A 21,348-nucleotide genomic window follows, 5' to 3' on the forward strand; every position below is an offset into this window, starting at 1 on the left:
TTGTATTACAATTACTGTACTACATAATTATGGTTTACATAATCTGTTTGTATAATTGTTTGATTGCATTGCTAACATCATTTACCCTTAACAATCAAAATACTAATAGGAGACATACAATGAAACTAAAATCAAAACTCATGATGGTCTTTGGAAGCGTAGTCATTATTGCTACTCTGATTATATCAGCCTTGGGATATGTGTTCATTCAAGGACAAGCAACAAAAAGCATGGAAAACGAACTAAAAGCACAAGTCAACGCCTTAACAAAAGACATTGATGGTTGGTTAGAAGGAAAAGCAAACATTGTTGAAACAGTTGGGTCTATCCTATCCGCCGACTTTGATGAAAGTACTTTTAATTCATCATATCTTGGAAGAACTCTTGCGGTTCCTTCCAATAAAGGCATCATTTCTGATTTGTATTTAGGCACTACTACTGGAAAGATGTTTGATGGTTCTGGATGGATTCCCGGCTCTGATTATGATCCACGAACTCGTCCATGGTATACAATGGCTGATGCAGCCAATGAGTTGGTTTTCACAAGTGCTTATTTAGATATGGTAACGAACCAATATGCAATTTCTGTTGCCCTGCCATTGGTGGATAAGGCTGGCAATAAAATTGGTATATTGGCTGAAGATCTTCTTCTTTCAACAATTACTGATAAAGTAACTTCGCTTAAAATTGGAGAAACTGGATATGCGATACTTATGGATAAAGAAAGTTTGGCCATTTCGCATCCAGATAAAGAAATCGTTAATACAAAGCTGAATGAAATCGAAGAAATGAAAACACTTATAGACAATATGATTCAAAAAGGAAATGGATATGAAGAATATACCTTTAATGGAGTTAAGAAAATCATGGTATATGAAACAATTCCTTCTAGTGACTGGATTATGGGTGTAGTTATTGATAAAGCGGAGGTTTTTAAGGATATAAATACACTCAGAAACAACTATATCATTTTAAATATTATAGTTGCATTATTGGTTATTATGATTGCTTTTATTGTTGCAACAAATATAGTAAAACCTATTCAAGGATTAAAATCTTGTGCAGAAAAAATGGCAGCTGGAAATGTTAGAGTTCAAGCAGATGTTAAGGGGGCATTAGAAATTAGACAATTATCTATTGCCTTTAACACTATGGTAGCAAACATCGGTAACTTAATTCAAAAAATCAATCAATCTGCAGATATCGTTACAACCGCATCTTTAGATGTAAAGACCGTAGCTGAAGAAAATGGACGAATTGCCAATGAAGTCTCTAGAACAATAGTAGAGTTATCTACAGGCGCTTCAGATCAAGCATTCTCTGCAAATGAAGGTGCTGCCGCTATTGAAGAAATGACAAAATCTATTTCAGAGATCTCCATAATAGGTGCACGCTCTGTTGAGATGATTGAGCAAGTACAAATTGCAGTGAAAAGCGGGTATAATGCAATGGTCAACCAATCTTCTTTGATGGCAGAAAACAAGATTAGTACCTATACAGTTCAACAATCTATTTCCGAATTAGATGGTAAGACAGAAGTCATCGGACAAATTGTTACAGTAATTGGTAACATTGCAAATCAGACCAATCTGTTGGCTCTAAACGCTGCTATTGAGGCAGCTAGAGCCGGTGAACATGGAAAGGGATTCGCAGTTGTTGCCGATGAGGTGCGAAAGTTAGCAGAACAATCCTCTACCTCTAGTAATGAAATAGGAAAACTACTTGATGATATACGCAATAAAACAAAGGAAAACGTACATGAAGTTATGGTTGTTCGAGATGTTGTTGAAAAACAAGAAGCAGCTTTAACCCAATCTAAAGACGATTTTAATCTGATTAAAAATTCAGTCGAAGAGATTGTACAGCAGATTCATTTGGTTGCAAAAGCCTCCGCATCCATTAATCAAAAAGCTCAGCAAGTATCTACGGTAATCACTAATGTAGCCACGGTAACAGAAGAAAGTGCCGCCGCTACTGAAGAGGTTGCTGCTGCAACTATGGAACAGCTTTATTCTGTAGAAAAGATCGTAAAAGACTCTACAAATCTTGTAAATGAAGCAAAGAGCTTAACAAAAGAAATCCAAAAATTCATCCTTTAGATTCCAAGGCAAAAGCTCAGAGATTTATTCTCTGAGCTTTTTTAGTTTACACAGAATTTTTGCTAAAAGTCGCTACCATGATATCCACTTTGATTTATTACTTATATTACATAATTATAGTCTTGCAGCCATACAACGTCTTTATTTGCTGCTTCGCTTATAAACCTTAAAGGAATATAGGTTTTATTTATTGTATGTTTTTATCTTGTTTAGCATACCGACAAATGATTCGCATTAGCCTATAAACAACCTATATAGAGTTATTAATAATCCTATCATGAATATTATCCCAAATATTGTTTTATTGTTTTTGGCCAACCATTTAGGTAAAAATATATCAAATCCTATTTCAGTATTATTCGTATATTTGTTGCCCATAATAGTCAAGGGACATCTCCATTTAAAAATGATGAGTACTATTAATTCTAAAACTACTAAGCCAATAGCAACGAATAATAAAACATCCATTTTATTAGTAATACTAGCATATAGAATATATCCGATTACAAAAACAAAGAAAAGCCATATTATTGTATGTATCGTTTTTATGTAAAATAATTTTTTGTTCATATTCTCTCCTTCGTTATAAGATAAAAGTGCCTGTCCTCTTTGTCTGCCCTTAGTTATCTTTGTTCTTGAATACTTTTACTAATATGTATATATTGTATATTAATCCTAGGATAACTGGTATTAATACATAATTATGAATTGAATATAGATGATTGTAAGTACCTTGCGTAATGTCAATTTTTAACTGAAAAAGGGTGTATACAACACTGTTTACATTGAGTTCTCCCATACCCTTGGGTGTATACAAGGCATTACTCACCTGCATCATAAAATTTACACTTGCCATAATCGACAATATTAAAAGTGTTAGGTTTTTGCTTATAACTTGTGAAATTAATTTTTTATCCATTATTACCTTCCTCTCAATCTATTACTAAGTTCATTTTACCATTGTTTTATTAGGTCCACATCCTTTTCTATAAGTTCATCTCTCCCCTTTTTTATTCCTATAATAGTAGGTTCTATATAAATATCAGGTTCCAATCCTACTCTTTGAGTTTCTGATTTATCGGGATGATATATTCCAACTCCTGTTATAGCAGTCTCTATTCCTCCTGGCAGGCTAAATACAGCTATATTGCCATCTGTACCGCTTGAATTACTTCCCATAACCTTTGGCATTAGGTGCCTTTCTTAGTCCCAATTTACTGATGAAAATATGACCTTTGGATGATAATATTTAACAAATCCCCATACTTTACATAGCTTACTTAAATCTTCAACTTGTTTTTCATTTAGCTTCTCAATTTTAATACCACTTTCTTTATCGAAAAAGCCATTATTGTTCATTATTGAGAACCCTACTAGTATAGTGAAAATGAAAACACTAATTATAAAACTTCTTTTAACCCAAACACCTTCCATGCTTTCTATATCCCCCTAACCATTAGCTCTTTTAGCGCTCTATTTATCCCAATATGCTGGACGAACTAGTGTCATTGGTAACTTTGTATTAGAATCTCCCTTAGCTGTATTCATTTGAGCTTGTGTAAGAAATATACTATCTGCCAGATTGGCCCCTCTAAGGTCAGCATCTCGCAGATCAGCCCCAATGAAGTCCGCATAACTCAAGTCAGCTCCACTAAGGTTGGCAGCGATAAGCAATGTCCCCCTCAAGTCTGCGCCTCTGAGGTTCGTTTTTCTAAGATCTTTACCTATAAAATCCATTCTTCGTACAATTGGCTTCTGATGTTTTAATAAAGTTGTTTTTTGATTCTCTGCTTTAGTTCGCACTAGTTCACTGGTACGTAGAAGTAATGGATTAACCTTATCTCGATGCATTGCTATATTCAATGCTATGAGTGATTCAGCACTGAGATAGGTAAGCCCTTTGATTTGATCGGCCATGTAGCTTAGATCAACATGGATAACCTGCGTAGCTTGGAGTGTAAGCGCTTCTGACAAATACCATATCATTTCATGAAGTTGCCTCATAATTAGAAACACCTCAAACATTTGCTTTGCCGACTCTGATACTTGTCGCCAGTCATAACCCCCATAGGTAACTTGAGCAACTTTTTGCCCTGCACCAAAACAGTCATAACCAGTACACCCTTTAAGTCCATTCTTCCAAAGGTTTTTGTGTATCGCACATGTAAAATCATGCTGTAAATTTATACAAGGTTTACCCGCATCTTTGTTTGTTGGAAATCCGTCTGAAGCCGAAAAATACAGTACTACACAACAAAATCCAAAACATTTTTTGCAGTCAACTCTTAAATTTTCATATAATTCTGCATGGAACATATTGCTAGTTTGATGTTGCATATTCATTCACCTCATGTTATTCAAAAAAATATTATGCTTGATATGAGTTAACTCATAAAAATTGTCTTTGATTAAAATTAGTTTTTGAAAATTAACGCATAATCTCCATATTATCCCAAAACACATAAAGTAATTATATCATCTTGATTTTTATTTTACTATCCGTAATTTGATTATCTTTACAACAACAATTAATATAAAGTAAAATTGTTAGGATTGACTTACCTAATGATAATTGGTACTATGAGAGATAACTATAAAATATACCTATAAAATATACCTCTAATTGAAAAGGAGTGAACCCTTTGCGTACTACATTCAGTTTAATAATGACTTTAATTCTATTGCTATCTTCTCTATCTTGTGTTTCCGCAAAAAATCAAACGGATATTGAAAACCATTGGGCAGAGAATACATTGCAAAGATGGATTGATTCTAATTGGATACCTAATGTTAATGATGATGGAAAAATTCGTCCCAATGATAGTGTTACTCGTGCGGAATTTGCAACATTTGTTAATCATGCTTTTCAATACACTTCAACTGCAGCATCACTTCCCTACACAGATTTACCAGATGATCATTGGGCCTATCAACAGATTTCTATTGCTTACAAGGCAGGTTATATGAAGGGTGATTCATCCAATATGGTATCACCGAATAGTCCTGCTACACGGCAAGAAGTTGCCCTTATGCTTAATCAAATTCTGAATCTCGAAGATCCTCAAACTCTAGATTTATCCATTTTTTTAGACTCTAGTGACATTTCTACGTGGGCAAGGTTCGCAGTTTCCTCCCTTAGTGAAACTCAAATTTTAAAAGGTTATCCTGATGGAAACTTTCGGCCTCTTGCCACAATGACTCGCGCTGAAGCCATTGTGGCCATCGATACAGCACTCAATTATTCACCAAACAATGACATACCACCTTCAACCATTGATCATCTATCAAGGCTTAAAGTTAGTGATAATGGTAGATTCTTGACACAAGCTGACAGCACCCCTTTTTTCTGGTTAGGTGATACAGCCTGGGAGTTAGCTCATAGGTTAGATCGAAATGAGGTAGCCCTATATTTACAGAGTGCCGCTGATAATGGATTTAATGTCATTCAATTTGTTGCTCTAGCTGAACTAAGTGGTTTAACAGAACCCAATTCTTACGGTGACTTGCCTTTAATTGATAAGAATCCTACAATCCCCGCAATTACAGCGGGTAATGACCCGAAGATCTCTTTGGAATACGACTATTGGGATCATATTGACTACATTATCGATACAGCTGATTCACTTGGTATTTATGTAGCATTATTGCCCAGTTGGGCCAGTTACCTGTGGGAAAATAAAGGGGAAGAAGCGGATCCAATTTTTAATGTAACTAATGCTTCTGCGTACGGTAAATGGCTTGGAGAAAGATATGGAGAGAAAGATAATATCATATGGGTGCTTGGTGGTGATCGCATACCGGATTCCAAAGAAAAATTGACAATAATCCGTAATATGGCAAACGGTCTAGACTCTGGTGGAGGAACACAAATTAAAACGTATCATCCATGGGGAGGTAGATCGTCTTCTGAATACTTCCACAATGATGATTGGTTAGATTTTAATAGTCATCAATCAGGGCATCGTGCGAAGGATTATGCAAATTACAACTTAACTAAAACAGACTACGAGAAGGATACAATCAAGCCAACTTTTGATATAGAACCAAGGTATGAACATCTTCCTGTCAAATTTAATTTAGATAATGGCCGATTTGAAGCATACGACGCAAGGCAAGCCGCCTATTGGTCTCTGTTTGCAGGTGCATTCGGGCATACATATGGTCACAATAGCATATGGCAAATGTATGATGTGAATAGGAATCCAATAATGAAAGCTTCTACTCCCTGGACAAAAGCTATTCATGCTGAAGGTCGAACTACGATGAAGTGGATTAAAGTGCTCCTCGAATCAAGGCCCATGCTTGCACGTGTTCCCGATCAATCCTTAATTAGTGATGACTTATCTGGTGCTAATAAGATAATGGCAACTCGTGGGGATGACTATGCTTTTATATACAGCACTACGGGAGAGTCCTTCAATGTAAATATGGGAAAAATCTCAGGAGATACTGTAAGTGCTTCTTGGTACAATCCCAGAACAGGTGCTTTTACAGTAATTGGTGACTATAAAAACACGGGGAACAGAATTTTTAACCCACCATCAAAGGGCCGTGGAAATGATTGGGTTCTAGTCCTGGATGATAAATCAAAAAATTATTAATTTCCAATACCTAAACCTTCTCCATAGATATTACTTAAATTCGATTTTTAATCATGGACTGTTATTGAGTTCAATAACAATCTAGCAAATATTCCCCTAGTGAATTGAGAAAATCCTATCTTAGACAACCTAAGATAGGATTTTTTTATTATAAGGTAAACCCATTATATGGTATTTAATATAATTTCCATTTGCATCTTTAGAATAAAAGATTGATCTTCAGCCTTTTCTTAACTTAAGTTCAATATTATCTTTGCTTGCTTGGATTTCAAATAACAACCTAATTTGTTCGAGCTTTTCCTTTATAGGGATCTCTTCTTTACTTATATTCTCATTAATCTCTGCCATAATATTTTCAAGGTCATTTAATTGCATAATATTTACTGCAATACAATAGAAATTTTTTCTTCTACCATCATTATAGTTGTTGATTAGGAATTCAAGTATTTCAATCTTTTGATTCAATTCAATCTTATACTTGTCTAATCCTTCATTACTGACTTTTTCAAAATCAGTGATAACGTTTCGATAAGAAATAAAGGAGTCAACGTTGCTTGAATCACTATACTTTTTACATGGAAAAGACGCACATTGAAAACAATATTCCACTTGGCTGTGTTTTTTATTACATGTAATAATGGCACATGAAGGGTGTTTTATATGGAAATCCTTTCCACCACATCCAGGGCATTTTGATTCACCTTTTGTTTGAAAGCGCGGACAAAGTCCACAATTAAGTCCACACAATGAGAAGAATGGATATTCTCTCCTATATTCATTCATCACTATTTCCTCCTATCTCAAAAAGTCAGAATTGGTATTCCAAGCACTTCCATATATGTCATCTAATGTTATGTGTAAAAACATCGCGTCCATTGTGATATGTTTCATCGTATCAATCGTTACCTCAACTGAATTTTAAATATATAATTTCTACCTAGCCCGAGGAATTGCTTGATTCAGATTACTTATGCTAGTTCGTCGTATCGACTGTATATACAACCCGAACCAAAAATATTCGTTCACTACTTATTTTATATCCAATGTTTGGAAAACATTGCTGATTCCTTTGTTCTTTCTAATACGAGAACAAAGTGCCTGTCCCCTTCAATCCCCTTTAATCGTCATCGTCATCGTCATCATCTTCATCTCTTCGGTGTTTATCTTCTTTTCTTCGTCGTTTATCAGGTTTTGTCTCATCCTTCTTTTTTAATGCTTTAGCTGGTTCTGTCCCCCTAACATAGTATTCATATACAATTTCACCACTAGGTGTAAAATCACTGGCAAGTAACCCTGTAGACCTTTCTATGCCAAGAAGAACAACTGAATCTGGTTGCACGAAATTAGCCACATCTCTATCTTCATGGGCATATGTCATTACCTCTTTAAATAAAAGCCTTGCAATCTGCCCTTCTCCAGAACCAGCACTCGTGTCAATATAGCCATCCGCATTATTCCCATATCCAGTCCATACTGAAGTGGTCAACTCCGTAGAATATCCCACAAACCAGGAGTCTTTAATTCCATCACTAATATTATATTGATCTTTTTCTTGTTCTGTAAAGTTTGATGAACCTGTTTTGCCTGCAATTTCGATACCTGATACTGCGGCTAATCGACCAGTGCCTTCTGATCCTTCTACAACTGTACGCATTATGTCAGTAATGATAAATGCTGTATAGTCATTCATTGCAACTACCTCTTTAGGAGTTAACTCTATTACTTTTCCATTAGGAAACTCTACCTTTCTAACAGTATGTGGTGCATTATATGTTCCGTTGTTACCAAATGCACCATAAGCTCCTGCCATCTGGAATGATGATACCCCTGTTTTAAATCCTCCAAGGGAATAAGCCTCTTCAATGGTATCTAATTCTATTCCCAAACGTTCACCAAAGGTTTTAGCATTTTCTATACCAACCTCTTGAAAGGCTTTGACAGCTGTTACATTTCGTGATGTTTCCATTGCTTTTCTCAATGGTATAGATCCTCTATATTCCAAATCATAGTTGTTAACAGGTGTTCCATTAGAATATGTATGTGGTTCATCCAAAAGCTGATGATACGTTGACCACTTAAATTCATCTACAGCAGGACCATAGTCCAAAATAGGCTTAATCGAAGATCCCGGAGACCGTCTTGGGTCTGTTGCCCAATTCCAGTTTCTTACACCTTCAGCCTGTACTCTAGAACCTCCTATTGCAAGAACTTTTCCAGTTTTTGTTTCCATTACCGTAATACCCGCTTGAAATTTGTGATCAGGAAATTCAATCACGTCCTGTGACTGCATTATATGTTCAACATATTGTTGTATTTCCGGATCCAGCGTAGTATGTATTTTCAAACCCATAGTATAAACATCTGATGCCTCTATTCCATCAATAGCTTCCACTTCAATTAATACTTGATCTAAAAAGGCTTGATACGGATATACCTCACGCTGGCTTTTCTGAAGTTGTTCCTCAATAGGTATGTTTCGGGCAATTTCAGCATCTTTAGTCGTGATTTTGCCATTTTCCTCCATCAAATCAATAACCACGTTTCTTCTTATCTGCGCAGCTTCTGGATTCTTGAACGGATTATAGTAATTTGGTCGTTGAGGTATCGCAGCTAATAGAGCCGCATCTGCAATGGTTAATTCTAAAAGCTCTTTATTGAAATAGTAATCAGCAGCTTCTAAAACACCATAACGAGAATCCGAAAAATATATCACATTTAAATATATTTCTAAAATTTCATCTTTATCATATTCTTGTTCTAGTTGGATCGCTAAATATTGCTCTTGTATTTTTCTCGTCCAAGTTTTATCTGCAGTCAAAAACAAATTCTTCACCACTTGTTGAGTAATTGTACTTGCACCTTGACTTCCAAAACCATTATTAATATTGGAGAGAATCGCCCCTCCAATACGTCTAATATCTATTCCAAAATGTTCATAAAACCGAACATCCTCTGTGGAAATCACAGCATCTTTCAAAACTTGTGGTATATCATCAATATCAGCTGAACGACGATTTACTGCTGTATTAATATTACCAATTAACTCGTCATTGATATCAAAAATTTGAGGGCTTTGTGCCAGTATTAATTTATCTGGGTCAAGCTCAGGAGCTTTTTTAATAATAACAAAAACAGAAATACCACCGACTGCCATTATTACTAAAAATAGTATTACGAACGTTTTTAATATTTTTCTTCCTATTTCATGGTACTTAATCTTTTTATTATATTGTCGTTGTGGAAGCTTTCCAGTTTCTTGTCTGGAATTAGTTCTTTCTAACATTGTGAATCTTCCTTTCAGATACTGTACGATTAACCAGTTTTCATTATCCAAAGTGCTTTCTTAGTGCATCCTTCTCACACCTAAGTTCTTCAACTTTCAATTGTAAACTTATATTATATCATATAAGTACTAATAACACTGCTTTATATTTCGTAACTAGGTTCAGCAAACATATCATAGGCACCTGCAATTATTCATTCAGATTAATACCTTTTGTATTTCGGTTATTCGAACGAATACCGAACGCAAACGAATCCAAAAAGATTCGTTTGCTACTTGTTTATTATATATACTGTGGTTTTTCCGCTTCCAATTTTGATAATTATACCTTTTCGTTGTAAGGTGATTTTTGAATTTGTATCATGTCTACCAATTATGTATTCTTTAATCTAGTTGGTTCTATTTATCTTTGGTAATTAAGTGTCTACCAAATTAATTAGTCCCTTATTCCCATTGCGTTTATTAAATTGGGCCTGTTGGAAAGAATATGTCAAAATTAAATAGGGCTCTAATTGGGTCAGTTGGAAAAACATTAGCAAATACGAAAACTAACCTAATGACACTTGCTGTGATAGCAACTTGCGCTCCCGGTGGTATAATTTCCGTCTCTTCTTCTTCTCCACCACCTGCTACAGTCATGGTAAAGGCTGTATTTGATAGATTACTCGCAATTACAGTTCCTCTTGGAAATACCGACGTAACATCATTCCCATTTGAAAGTGTATTTGATGATGTAACTTCAAAGGGAGTGGCTCTATAGATAGTCAATGGGGCACTTTCAAGATTCCTAAAAGTTTCACTTAATGAAAATTGTTGATGAAGAAGCCCTTCACAACTGCAACTGATATTGTTTTTAAATGGATTATCAATGGGTTTAAGTCTACTACATATTTGATTTTTGTTGATATAATAATAGCATAGTTGTCTCAAAATTTTTCACCTCCTAAGTTTGTCCTATTCATACTACAATATATCCAAATTCCTATTAATTGGTGTTTATTGAATTATCATAATCTCTCTTCATATCCTTTTTCAATTTTATTTATGATATGGTTCACCGTGATCAACTAAATACATTTTAATTGTATCTTGAATTTAACTTTAATATTAACGTACTTCCTATATGTGCTAACAGTTTTTGCTTATAAATACATATTAATCTTGGTATACTAGTAACATGTTTCATTCCAATAATTCATATAATATTGCTCTGGAGGTTAACTACTTTGAGCTTTTTCTATAGTCATGAATCACTCACCATCATTCAATGGATCTTAAGAGGCATCCTTGCGTATGTCATACTACTTATAGCTGCAAAAATTTTAGGTCAGCGAGCAATTTCACAATTGAGACTTCTTGACTTCATAATCGCTATTACTATGGGCAATATCTTAGCTCACCCTTTATCTGATGAAGGGTTAGGAATGACTGGTTCGATAACAACCACATCTATTTTGGTTTTTATGTATATTTTATCTTTACTACTTACATTAAAATCTAAAGTGTTTGAAAAGTTTATTTGTCCTGCTCCAATTCCTATTATTCAAAATGGTGCTATAATATATAAAAATCTGGTTAAAGCTAAAATAACCCTCGATTTTCTATTATCGGAACTTAGAATGGAAAAAATCGAAGATATAAAAAAAATAGCTACTGCCTTTTGGGAACCTAGTGGTAAATTATCTGTTTTTTTGAACACTCCTTATCAACCCCTCACACCTAATGATTTGCAAATACCTACAAAACCATTTTCGCTACCAGCTGTGGTTATAAAAGAAGGTGATATTGATATAGCTGCTCTTCGGGATATTAACAGAACCAAGGATTGGCTTATAGATTTGCTGAAAACAACCTATAATACAGAGGCTAAGGATATTTTATTAGCCACAATAGATTCTAATTATTCTCTTCACGTTTTCTTTAAATAGTCTCCTCTTCCAATTTTATTATATTGGAGTACTTTAACATTATAGAAATACTTTTTCAATAATAAAAACGACAGTCCATTCGAAAAAGGGCTATCGTTTTTATTATAGTAAATTTCCTATCGACCGTAAAGATCGCGATGAAAGGTTCACTGTATTTAATCAGATACCTTTCTACACCATTCATGCAATTATTCATTCAGATTAATTACCTTTTGTATTTCCGTTATCCGAACGAATACCGAACGCAAACGAACCCAAAAGGATTCGTTCGCTACTTGTTTATTATATATACTGTATTTTTACCGCTTCCAATTTTGATAATTATACCTTTTCGTTGTAAGGTGTTAATTATTTCAATGGTTTGAGTCTTTTTAAGTCCTAGATATTTTTCTGCAATAACTCTATTAATACTACCGTTTTTCTCTATATATTCAACTATATTTTTTTCTTTCCCTTCTAGTTTCATAACTATGGCTCTATTCTTATCTACCATTTCATCTATACTAAAATCATCGCCAATCTTTGGCAACACAACTTTTATTGCATTTTCTGACACTTCAAAGACAGGTGTTAGCCCAACATTTTTATAATACTCTTTTATCCTTCTTATTCCTGTGGCTAATCTTTCAATGATACTCAATCTTAAAAAAATATCAGATATTATTCTATTTCTTGGTATTGATATTTTACCATCTATAAATTCTTCTTCAGAGATACCTAAAGGAAGTCCCCCTGGAGATATAACTTCAACTCTATTGTCAAATATTTCTACCTTTATTTCCCCAGCTCTTGAATAATCCCTGTGTACAATAGCATTTGCAATAGCTTCACGATAAGCAACGAGTGGTATTTCCTCGATGGTTTTTCTATAAGCCCCATCAATTGTTTCCTTTTTATTTATATGCTTATGATAAAAATCAATACTTTTTTCAAATTGTGTAATTATTGAAATATTAGACAAATTAAATCTATCTTTAATATTCATAACAGAATTTCCATCAAATCTTATTAATGAGATGTTTGAATTGGGCAAAGGATTATGATCAGATAGTAGGGCAGCTGCATTTGTATATTCGTTTCTTGTTAATAATTCTAAGGATTTTAAAATATCCTCTGAAATGATACCTATATTAAGCTGTTCTCTCAATTTACTGCCTAAAATGTTAAATGAAAGCTTGTCTCCCTGATAATGCAACACCTCATAACTTAAATTTCTTCCTCTTAAAACCAAATCGTCATATCCAATCTTATCAACTTGAATAGTAGATGTATCCATTCTCTTATATGCTTTATTATCAATTGTATATGGTGTATTGTCACCTTTATAAACTTTCAGTATTACAACCTTCTTTTGTTCGTATTCCTCTATATATATTTCATAAAATGGTTTCGGGAATATATTATCGTTAATTGCATTTTCTATACTTAATCTTACTGAATTAAAATCTGTTACACCAATTATATTGCCTGAATCGTCAATTCCTACAATGATATATCCATCATGTGAATTTGCATACGCACTTATTGTTTTTAATAAGGTTTTAGTATACTCTCTCTTATATTCGATGTATTTATCCTCACCATTCATAATTAGTTCTTTCATTATTTACCCCTCTCCAGCAATTAAACCGAACTCATTTTATTCGTTCGGTTTAATTGTACCATTTTTATTTTTTATTTTCAATCACTTTATAAAGATAATTTAATACTGTTTAATACTCAGTATACTATTGTAATTGATTAATTCGTTTGCAATTTATATTACCCGAAGTTAGAGCGAACTCATGATATTCGTTCGGTCTAAATGGTACTTAGGTATCCCCAATGCCATTTTGTTAAGCTACTATTAATTCTAGTCACTATATTAGCATGCTACGTAAGTTCAATTTGAGAGCAAAGTGCCTGTCCCCTTTAACCCATTACTTATGATATGGTTCATCGTATCAATCGCTACCTCAAAGAAAATTTTGAGTATATTATTTCTATTTAATTATACACTTATATACGCCTCTGTTCACTTTTTCTAGTTTACCTTCTTTAATTAACTTTGCCACACATATTTACTCGGGATATTCAGAGTTTTTACATCACTAGAAAGCAACATCCCGTTATTTCATACAGTTACAAACTAATATAAACCTTCTTCAAAAAATAATAGTTTATTGAACTCATATAAAAAAGCCCACCAACAAATATCCTAGAGTTGCAGTGACAACCCCTCCCAATAGATAAGGAAAAGAAGTGGCAAGATGTTCTCCAAAGTCGGTGCCAGCCATTTGTGCAGATAATGGTGATATGATATCTGCCACTGCTCCACCAGCCCAAACAGTACCTACCATAAGCGGAATATTAACACCAGAATTAAGCGAAAAATTAATCGCTAGGTTCATCATAAGCGCCCATGTTGCCCATGATGAACCAATAGTATAAGCTATAATACTACTTATTAGAAATAAAATTGAAGGTATTAAGAACTTAGGTATACTTTTAACCAAGTCACCACTAATCAAACTATTGAAACCTAAATCTTGAGTAGCAGATGTTAACGCCCAGCTCAGTATTAATACAATGACTAAGGACAGCACTTTTTCTCCGCCTTTAACAATGTGGGTTTCGATCTCTGCTAAACTTATTTTTTGGATTAAAAAGTAGATAGTTGTTATAAGTAAAGTGAGCATAATTGCTGAAAATATTGAAACACTAAAATCTGCTGAACTTAACGCAGAAAAGAAGCTTGTAGCCTTATCTCTACCTGTCCACCAGAAAAAGAAAATTGTACTTACTAGAAGTATAGCTACTGGAATAATCAAATTTTTACTATTTTTTGGATATTCTATAATAGACTGATTGGCATGCTCTTCCTTCATTATATGTGCTTTTGTAAACTCATCCTCCTCCTTTACCGTTTTTCCTATCCTATATTTCCCAAAGCCTAGACCAAATATTGTTACGCCTATTCCAATAATAAGCATCGCTAATGTGAAGAAATTCCAGAGTACACTCTTAGCTACAATTGTATATGCCGTTTCAGTTATGCCTGTATTTTTGATATTATTTGTTACTACTGTTACCATATAACCAATATAGGCTGTTGCAATAGGGATCATCAAAATCAGTTGTAAACTCGTTACTGATAGAATAAATGCAAACTTTTCTTTAGAGCCCTTGACCTTTTCTACTGTCGGCGTCAACACAGTTCCTACTGCAATGGTATGAAAAGAACTGTCAAAAAAGGTTATTGCACTTAAAACCCATGCCCATCCTAAAACACCTTTTTCGCTTTTAGCCCACTTGCTAACTTTCTCACTAAAACCAGATATCCCACCAGCCATTTCTATTAATTCAGCCAATGAGCCAAATGCAATTAAAAAAGACAATGTATAAGAACTTTCTTTTTCTGACATTGCATCCATCATATATTCTCCCACACCTGTAATTCCCCCAATAAAACCATTATTTAAAAATGAGCCGGTAAGTACGCCAATAAAAAGCGAGACTATCAGCTTCTTTGTTTTAAAGGTTAGAATTATGGTAATTAATGCAGGGATTAATGATAACCAAAACAAGTTTTATCACTCCTTTTGTCAATATTTATAAATATTATAATGCCCTGTTAAGCTGCCCAAGAATTTTTTGTTCAACCTAACAGGGGATTAATTTAGTATTATACCTAATTACATACCTGCCTTTAAATCAGGTTCATTTAAACATGCATTAAAGCATTCATAACATGCTTGTGTACATTTTGCGCATGCATCAATACAAGCTTGGAAAGAGTCTGTCTTGTTAGTTACTATACCCATTTTAATCTTCTTTCTTTTTTTATAATTTTATTATTTGTAGGTCATGTATATTTTATTCAACTTAGTTCTAAGATTTAGTAATCACTCAACAAAATAACCAATCATATATTATAAACTAAATTTTTAGGAGGAAATATACAATGCTACAGAAAAGTTTTTTGATGTTTTAAAAAAGGAAAGTGTAGTTTCAATGATATCATGGGGGACAGATGAACCACATGTGGTTAATACTAGGAACTCATATTTAATTGTAACCTCCAATGAAGGATTTTAATTCCTGCATTGGGTAGAACAGAAAAAACTGTAATTCAAAATCATAAAGTAAAGCTTGCAATAGATACTAAAGACATTTTGGGATATAAGGATTACCAGGGAACTGGTTTCGTGATTGAAGGTACTGCAAAATACCTAGAGCTAGGTTAAGACTTTGATATGATGAAAAAATTCTCATTTTTAACTAGGGTGTTAGGTAACAGTTACTTCAGCTAAACAAATGCTTAAAAATCCTTAACTTGCTTCACTTACTTAACGCTTTTATATGAATAAAATCATAAAACACCTCTATGATTTTGAGGTGACCCCTTAAAGTTAGACTTTATTGCGTATCTGTTTTTACATTACGAAAAGAGTCATGTGTTATACTAATGTTATGATGAGAAGAACATACATTTTTTATTTATGATACGGTTCACCGTATCAATCGTTACCTCAAACTGAACTTTGAATATATTATTTCTATTTAAAACCAAAAATCTCCCTGCAATTATACATGTTAATTAATTTTCCAAACTAAAATAATTTTCTACATAACAAGAATTAATCATGAAAAAAAAAGATATATCCCAAACTATTTTAGAAAATATACTTAGGGATACAATCAAAAGAAGGTTATAATTCTGAAAGTTTATAAAGGTGACAATACACTATATCCACTTATAATTAATCACAATTCAAGTTGATAAGATTAGATTTACAATTTGTTTTTTAGGGGGAGGAAAGACTTTACATCAGGGAGAAAAGCTTTTATTTATAATTATCAGCAGTAAATTAAGTGAATACTTACTATAGATATTATTTCTGCGGATATTTTCAAATTCACTTTAAAGAAAAGAAATATTCAAATGTGGTTGCCCTATTATTGGATAGAAACCATTTGTAAATATTAAAGATATATATTATTAAATACAAAACTAATAATTGATGCAGTTTATAATAGGAACTATCACTCGTTGTATAGCATAAGGCCATTCAAAAGCAATTGTATGCAGAGGTTATCAACCTCTGGCGAAATAATGGTAGCATTTTTGGCAATAGAATAGTATTGAAGTTATAACTCTAGTGGAGACTTCCTGGTTCAGAAGAAAAATTTGTAGATGGTTAAAATCAATTCCTAAATAGAATAAAATCTAGTGTTTTCGTTTTATACAACTAATACCACTTGAAATTATACCCATTCCCAATATTAACAATATTATTTTCTTTTGCAAATTGCATATCTTGGATGGTTCCAATAATATTATTAATATACTTATACTTTCTCCAATCCCATTTATGACTATTTATAATGTCTCTACAACATACTTGCCTTATAAGTTGTGACGGGAAAATATCATTCAGATAAATTTCCTTTATATCCATATATTCATAATAAATATAAGATTGCATTCCACCATAAAACTCTATATCCAGAGGAATATATTCATCAACAAATAATGTTTCAAAATTATAACTTTTTATAGTATTAGCTATATTTATATTACTAGGCACTAGATGCAAATGGAAATGTTCCACACAACACGCACTCCTACCTTCACTAGAAATAGTTCCGTGCTCGAACATTATTGTTGATTTCCCATATATATCCTTTATAACTGATTTAATTTGCTCTATGACATAATTTAATTCAACTAATAAATCAGTTGATAACTTAATTCCAGATTGATAATGGCGCTTTGAAATAATCAATAAATATCCCTTGACAAAAGCGCCTAATGTTGGCAATACCAAAAAATTATTTGATTCAAAAATTATTCGATTATTTCTATATGGTATTTCGTTCCTTAAATATTTATCAAAATAATTTGTTTCAGACTCAAACATGTTTATTTCTGCACAAATACTACAATCATCCATAACTATCTCTCCATTATTAAATTAATACTCTTTGCTATTAATAGGTTGACTATTTATACTTATATTTACTTTTAAACACTGGAACTTTGTGCCAATATGATCCTTTATGAGGAATTATATTTCGCACCCCCCCTTCAAGACATTTAACATCACCTTTATATCTAGGTATTAGATGTATATGAACATGGTCTAAAGTTTGGCCAGCGTATTTTCCGACATTTATTCCAATATTGAATCCATCAGGATTAAATTCTTTACAAATAATCTGTTTCATTTCTCTGATTAAGCTAAACATCGACTGAACATCTTGTTCCATACTCAAAAAATAATCCCCGTAGTGTCTTTTGGGTACTATTAATGCATGCCCAACACTTATTGGAAACTCATCATATATTGCAAAAGCAAATTCATTCTCTATTACAACATTTTCTCTACTTTTTATGTACAAATCACAAAAATAACAATGCATTCTTCTGCTACCCCCTGCATAAAACTAGCAATTATTTAACACCAACCCTTACTATCTTTTCAATTTCTTCATCATTTAACTGGATAATATAATTAGGAATAATATTATTATCATTCAGCCTTTCAACACCATTATAATCATTCCTATTCAGTAAACAAAAGAATCCAAATATATGCATAGAGTCAGGTAACAATCCCTTTGTTTCAATTATTTGATTTCCTGTAACTAAAACATCGTTAACTATAATCACTTTATCTTTTACATCCAATTTACCATGCCAATATTTATCAGCAAATATTTGAGGGGAACTTTGAGCATGAACAAACGGTTTTTTTAATATAGAGGCAACCTTACAACCAAATAATAAATTACCATCAATTGGTATTATAACTTTTGTAACCTCATTTATTGATTCTCCTAATATTTTAAGAATATCCTTAGCGAGCATATCACATAATTCATATGAAAGTTGACATAATCCTATTTGTTCATTTTTGATTCTATTCTCATTACTCAATGGTGCGACAAACATTAAATCATGAAAGTCTATAAAATACTTTACCTTTTTGTAAAGTATATTTTCCAATGCTTGTTGATTAATCAGGCACAACTCGCTAATACATATTTGTTTTAATTTTTTTTCAATGCTATTTGCTTTAACATCACCATCGTTTTCCACCTGTAACTTATACAATGCATATCTTAATTTGAACATTTTATCTTGATTTAAATTCAACATAGAAAAAACGCTATTAATAAAAAGTTCCTCGTTCTTGTTAATATAGTTAGAATTTGTTTCAAAAAAAATGCCTAAATCTCTTCGTAACTCTTGTTGCCTTTTTTTTAACGCCCATTTAGTGTATACAGGTACTGGAAAGTTATACTTATCTACCAAATCAAGTATTCCTACAATCGTTAAAAACCCAATTGTTAAATATAATCCCAAGTCACCAATTATTCCTAATATTTTCATACTCTCATTCACCTCATCCCTATATGTTTATACTATAATATTACCTTATGAATTCATCCAAATTAAAATCTTTATCTTTACTAAAAAAGCTAACCATTAGTTCGTAAACTGATTTGTAAATATTTGCTACCATCGGATCGTTTTTAACTTCTTTAGCCATTTCTAAAATCGTTATCCCCTCGGCTTTTATTTTACAATCGTCCTTTATGTCAACTAGCAGCATAAACCTATTAAAAAGGGCTTTGATTAGCGTACTGCTATTAAATTCCTCATTTACTTTTACTTCATAAAATAACTTAATTGCACTATTATAATTAAATAACGCTAACTCATTGTATTTGAAATAATTATAAGTAACAGCTAAATTCATTAATGCAATACCTTTTTGTTCATTATACTCATCTTCAACTTGAAAATTATTCTCTACAATTTCTATTGCTTTAATATTATTTTTAATAGAATTATTGAAATCTCCAAGCTTACGATAAATTACTGATTTATTTTGAAAAGCTTTAATCAACACAGAAACTGCTTCCTCTTCAACTGCTTCCTCTATTAAATTATTAAGCTTCATAAGGGCTATTTCATATTCTTCAACAGCCATTGCTTCCTTAACATCATAAAAAACATCTTCATAATACAAATTATTCATCAACTCCATCAATTAAATTTTTAATTTCTTTTGCTTTCCCACAGGAAAATTTTCCTTCTCTACAAATACCACCTGTATAACACGATGGTCCTGCAAATTTACCTAAAATTTTAAAGTTATCTTTTAAAAGTCTAATTATAGACAATGATAGTTCTTGGATTTCCCATTGTGCCCTAAAACAAGAGCGTAATTCTAGAAAATGTAATAATTCTCGATAATTCATAGTTGTCATTACATCAATTAAATTACCACTCAAACATAAGTAAATTAAGTCTGATTCATCAATATTATTATCCACTAAAAAACTAATGATTTGTTTGTGTTGTTCTAACGCATTTTTATACTTTTCTAGTATCTTTTTGTTCTGTCTAATTGTATCAGGCATAATAAATTTCATTTTATCAAATGTCGTTAATAGGTCGGGTATAATTATTGACTGCATTCTGTGTCTTACCAGATGCGTTAATCCAGCTAAAGAAATATTAGATATATTAAAGGTGAATGTAATTTGTTCCAATTCTCTCTTCTTCTCTTTTTTTACAGCCCTATTAATAAGTTCCATTTTATAAGTCTCGTTATTACTAACTAAGGTTTTCATTTCTCGATACGACATTACCGTTTCATTTAACATTTCTGCAATTGCAATAATTTCTTCAGGGTTTTGAGTATAAGAGCATAATTCACATTCGATATTTTCATATGAAATATTGTCAAACTCTTTCTTAATACTATCTTTATTGATTTTTTTGATACCCTCTTTGTAAATTGTTTCTTTATTTATGATACTCGGATAAATAGAATTTAATTGTTCAAGTAAGCTATTGCCAATTTCGATTATTTCATTGTATCTACTATTAAGAGCTCGTTTAATTATCAAAGTTGCTTCGCGAGCATTAACTGTACAATAAAAATTGCTCTTAAACCCATATGGCAATATAAACCTTGCATCTTCTTTCGGTATACCTTCATTAACCATATCCCCATATAAACCAAATAACATGTCCATGTGATTAATATACTTGCTTTTAAACTCAGCATCATATTTATCAAAATTAGGTATATTATATCCCATGTCTGTAAATTCAACATATCTACGGGATTTGACTGTAAATGAAGCTAATCTAAATTCAATCATAAATTGTTCAACAAATGCTGATACATCTTCGAATGCGAGGTTAAATATGGCATGTTCAATTAATGAATTATGACCAAGCTGTAATACCTTTTTTATTAAGTCCCTATCTTTATCAATCGGATTCTGTCTATTGAAAATTTCTAGCGCTGAACCTTTTGTAGTTGATATCCGCGCTGAAGCGGCAACAATTGTCTCTGCATTTTGATTTGTAGAAATAACTTTTACTGGCATATTAATCTCCTAAGAATTGAATATTAAAATCAAAGGTATTA

General features: G+C 32.6%; 18 protein-coding genes and 2 pseudogenes. 4 read left to right on the plus strand and 16 right to left on the minus strand.

The window, feature by feature from the left end:
• Positions 1-29: 29 nt before the first annotated feature.
• Complete coding sequence (locus CVU84_15100; protein PKM93504.1) at positions 30-2,099, plus strand: hypothetical protein; 2,070 nt, start codon at positions 30-32, stop codon at positions 2,097-2,099.
• Positions 2,100-2,333: 234 nt separating this feature from the next.
• On the opposite strand, the gene CVU84_15105 is transcribed toward CVU84_15100, so the two are convergent.
• From CVU84_15105 to CVU84_15125, 5 genes are read right to left on the minus strand one after another with little or no spacing between them, the layout of a single operon-like run.
• Positions 2,334-2,669, minus strand: a complete 336-nt coding sequence (locus tag CVU84_15105; protein PKM93505.1) for a hypothetical protein — start codon at positions 2,667-2,669, stop codon at positions 2,334-2,336.
• A 49-nt stretch (positions 2,670-2,718) separates the two neighbouring features.
• A complete protein-coding gene (locus CVU84_15110) occupies positions 2,719-3,018 on the minus strand; it encodes a hypothetical protein (protein ID PKM93506.1) in 300 nt (99 codons plus the stop codon).
• Between the two features lie 35 nt (positions 3,019-3,053).
• Positions 3,054-3,290, minus strand: a complete 237-nt coding sequence (locus CVU84_15115) for a hypothetical protein (GenBank protein ID PKM93507.1) — start codon at positions 3,288-3,290, stop codon at positions 3,054-3,056.
• 12 nt (positions 3,291-3,302) lie between these two features.
• Complete coding sequence (locus CVU84_15120) at positions 3,303-3,533, minus strand: hypothetical protein (GenBank protein ID PKM93508.1); 231 nt, start codon at positions 3,531-3,533, stop codon at positions 3,303-3,305.
• A gap of 39 nt (positions 3,534-3,572) precedes the next feature.
• Positions 3,573-4,436, minus strand: a complete 864-nt coding sequence (locus tag CVU84_15125) for a hypothetical protein (GenBank protein ID PKM93509.1) — start codon at positions 4,434-4,436, stop codon at positions 3,573-3,575.
• Between the two features lie 305 nt (positions 4,437-4,741).
• On the opposite strand from CVU84_15125, the gene CVU84_15130 reads away from it, so the two are divergent.
• The gene (locus tag CVU84_15130) at positions 4,742-6,700 is read left to right on the plus strand and encodes a hypothetical protein (GenBank protein ID PKM93510.1); all 1,959 of its coding nucleotides are present in this window, start codon (positions 4,742-4,744) and stop codon (positions 6,698-6,700) included.
• A 219-nt stretch (positions 6,701-6,919) separates the two neighbouring features.
• On the opposite strand, the gene CVU84_15135 is transcribed toward CVU84_15130, so the two are convergent.
• From CVU84_15135 to CVU84_15145, 3 genes are all read right to left on the minus strand, one after another.
• Positions 6,920-7,483 carry a hypothetical protein gene (locus CVU84_15135; GenBank protein ID PKM93511.1) on the minus strand — a complete coding sequence of 188 codons (564 nt, stop codon included), beginning with the start codon at positions 7,481-7,483 and terminating at the stop codon, positions 6,920-6,922.
• Between the two features lie 334 nt (positions 7,484-7,817).
• Positions 7,818-9,983, minus strand: a complete 2,166-nt coding sequence (locus CVU84_15140; GenBank protein PKM93512.1) for a penicillin-binding protein — start codon at positions 9,981-9,983, stop codon at positions 7,818-7,820.
• Positions 9,984-10,445: 462 nt separating this feature from the next.
• Positions 10,446-10,913, minus strand: a complete 468-nt coding sequence (locus tag CVU84_15145) for a hypothetical protein (GenBank protein PKM93513.1) — start codon at positions 10,911-10,913, stop codon at positions 10,446-10,448.
• A gap of 296 nt (positions 10,914-11,209) precedes the next feature.
• Between CVU84_15145 and CVU84_15150 the strand changes: the two genes are divergently transcribed.
• Positions 11,210-11,911, plus strand: a complete 702-nt coding sequence (locus CVU84_15150) for a hypothetical protein (protein ID PKM93514.1) — start codon at positions 11,210-11,212, stop codon at positions 11,909-11,911.
• Between the two features lie 271 nt (positions 11,912-12,182).
• Here the strand turns inward: CVU84_15150 and CVU84_15155 are convergent, their stop codons facing one another.
• The 3 genes and pseudogenes from CVU84_15155 to CVU84_15165 all read right to left on the minus strand — a co-directional run bounded on the left by CVU84_15155 (position 12,183) and on the right by CVU84_15165 (position 15,714).
• Positions 12,183-13,514: a hypothetical protein gene (locus CVU84_15155; GenBank protein PKM93515.1), complete on the minus strand. Its 1,332-nt coding sequence runs from the start codon at positions 13,512-13,514 to the stop codon at positions 12,183-12,185.
• 565 nt (positions 13,515-14,079) lie between these two features.
• On the minus strand, positions 14,080-15,477 hold the full coding sequence (locus CVU84_15160) for a transporter (GenBank protein ID PKM93516.1): 1,398 nt from the start codon (positions 15,475-15,477) through the stop codon (positions 14,080-14,082).
• A 126-nt stretch (positions 15,478-15,603) separates the two neighbouring features.
• Positions 15,604-15,714, minus strand: a pseudogene (locus CVU84_15165) (four-helix bundle copper-binding protein).
• Positions 15,715-15,904: 190 nt separating this feature from the next.
• Here CVU84_15165 and CVU84_15170 point away from each other — a divergent pair.
• Positions 15,905-16,225, plus strand: a pseudogene (locus tag CVU84_15170) (FMN-binding protein).
• A 917-nt stretch (positions 16,226-17,142) separates the two neighbouring features.
• Here CVU84_15170 and CVU84_15175 read toward each other — a convergent pair.
• From CVU84_15175 to thyX, 5 genes are read right to left on the minus strand one after another with little or no spacing between them, the layout of a single operon-like run.
• Positions 17,143-17,847: a hypothetical protein gene (locus tag CVU84_15175; protein ID PKM93517.1), complete on the minus strand. Its 705-nt coding sequence runs from the start codon at positions 17,845-17,847 to the stop codon at positions 17,143-17,145.
• A gap of 49 nt (positions 17,848-17,896) precedes the next feature.
• Positions 17,897-18,316, minus strand: a complete 420-nt coding sequence (locus CVU84_15180; GenBank protein ID PKM93518.1) for an HIT family protein — start codon at positions 18,314-18,316, stop codon at positions 17,897-17,899.
• A 31-nt stretch (positions 18,317-18,347) separates the two neighbouring features.
• Positions 18,348-19,289, minus strand: coding sequence for a hypothetical protein (locus CVU84_15185; GenBank protein ID PKM93519.1), 942 nt, complete (start codon positions 19,287-19,289; stop codon positions 18,348-18,350).
• Positions 19,290-19,329: 40 nt separating this feature from the next.
• Positions 19,330-19,941 carry a hypothetical protein gene (locus tag CVU84_15190; GenBank protein PKM93520.1) on the minus strand — a complete coding sequence of 204 codons (612 nt, stop codon included), beginning with the start codon at positions 19,939-19,941 and terminating at the stop codon, positions 19,330-19,332.
• Positions 19,934-21,307: a thymidylate synthase (FAD) gene (gene thyX / locus CVU84_15195; protein PKM93521.1), complete on the minus strand. Its 1,374-nt coding sequence runs from the start codon at positions 21,305-21,307 to the stop codon at positions 19,934-19,936. Before thyX ends, CVU84_15190 begins: the two co-directional genes overlap by 8 nt.
• Between the last annotated feature and the right edge of the window lie 41 nt (positions 21,308-21,348).

The sequence above is a fragment of the Firmicutes bacterium HGW-Firmicutes-1 genome, assembly GCA_002841625.1.
GTDB lineage: Bacteria > Bacillota > Clostridia > Lachnospirales > Vallitaleaceae > HGW-1.

What these genes read in the sequence shown, in the direction of transcription:
- CVU84_15110 (PKM93506.1), bottom strand. Translation starts at nt 3,018, where the DNA reads ATGGATAAAAAATTAATTTCACAAGTTATAAGCAAAAACCTAACACTT.
- CVU84_15185 (PKM93519.1), bottom strand. Translation starts at nt 19,289, where the DNA reads ATGAAAATATTAGGAATAATTGGTGACTTGGGATTATATTTAACAATT.
- CVU84_15100 (PKM93504.1), top strand. Translation starts at nt 30, where the DNA reads ATGGTTTACATAATCTGTTTGTATAATTGTTTGATTGCATTGCTAACA.
- CVU84_15175 (PKM93517.1), bottom strand. Translation starts at nt 17,847, where the DNA reads ATGGATGATTGTAGTATTTGTGCAGAAATAAACATGTTTGAGTCTGAA.
- CVU84_15125 (PKM93509.1), bottom strand. Translation starts at nt 4,436, where the DNA reads ATGCAACATCAAACTAGCAATATGTTCCATGCAGAATTATATGAAAAT.
- CVU84_15115 (PKM93507.1), bottom strand. Translation starts at nt 3,290, where the DNA reads ATGCCAAAGGTTATGGGAAGTAATTCAAGCGGTACAGATGGCAATATA.
- thyX (PKM93521.1), bottom strand. Translation starts at nt 21,307, where the DNA reads ATGCCAGTAAAAGTTATTTCTACAAATCAAAATGCAGAGACAATTGTT.
- CVU84_15190 (PKM93520.1), bottom strand. Translation starts at nt 19,941, where the DNA reads ATGAATAATTTGTATTATGAAGATGTTTTTTATGATGTTAAGGAAGCA.
- CVU84_15120 (PKM93508.1), bottom strand. Translation starts at nt 3,533, where the DNA reads ATGGAAGGTGTTTGGGTTAAAAGAAGTTTTATAATTAGTGTTTTCATT.
- CVU84_15180 (PKM93518.1), bottom strand. Translation starts at nt 18,316, where the DNA reads ATGCATTGTTATTTTTGTGATTTGTACATAAAAAGTAGAGAAAATGTT.
- CVU84_15155 (PKM93515.1), bottom strand. Translation starts at nt 13,514, where the DNA reads ATGAAAGAACTAATTATGAATGGTGAGGATAAATACATCGAATATAAG.
- CVU84_15140 (PKM93512.1), bottom strand. Translation starts at nt 9,983, where the DNA reads ATGTTAGAAAGAACTAATTCCAGACAAGAAACTGGAAAGCTTCCACAA.
- CVU84_15135 (PKM93511.1), bottom strand. Translation starts at nt 7,483, where the DNA reads ATGAATGAATATAGGAGAGAATATCCATTCTTCTCATTGTGTGGACTT.
- CVU84_15105 (PKM93505.1), bottom strand. Translation starts at nt 2,669, where the DNA reads ATGAACAAAAAATTATTTTACATAAAAACGATACATACAATAATATGG.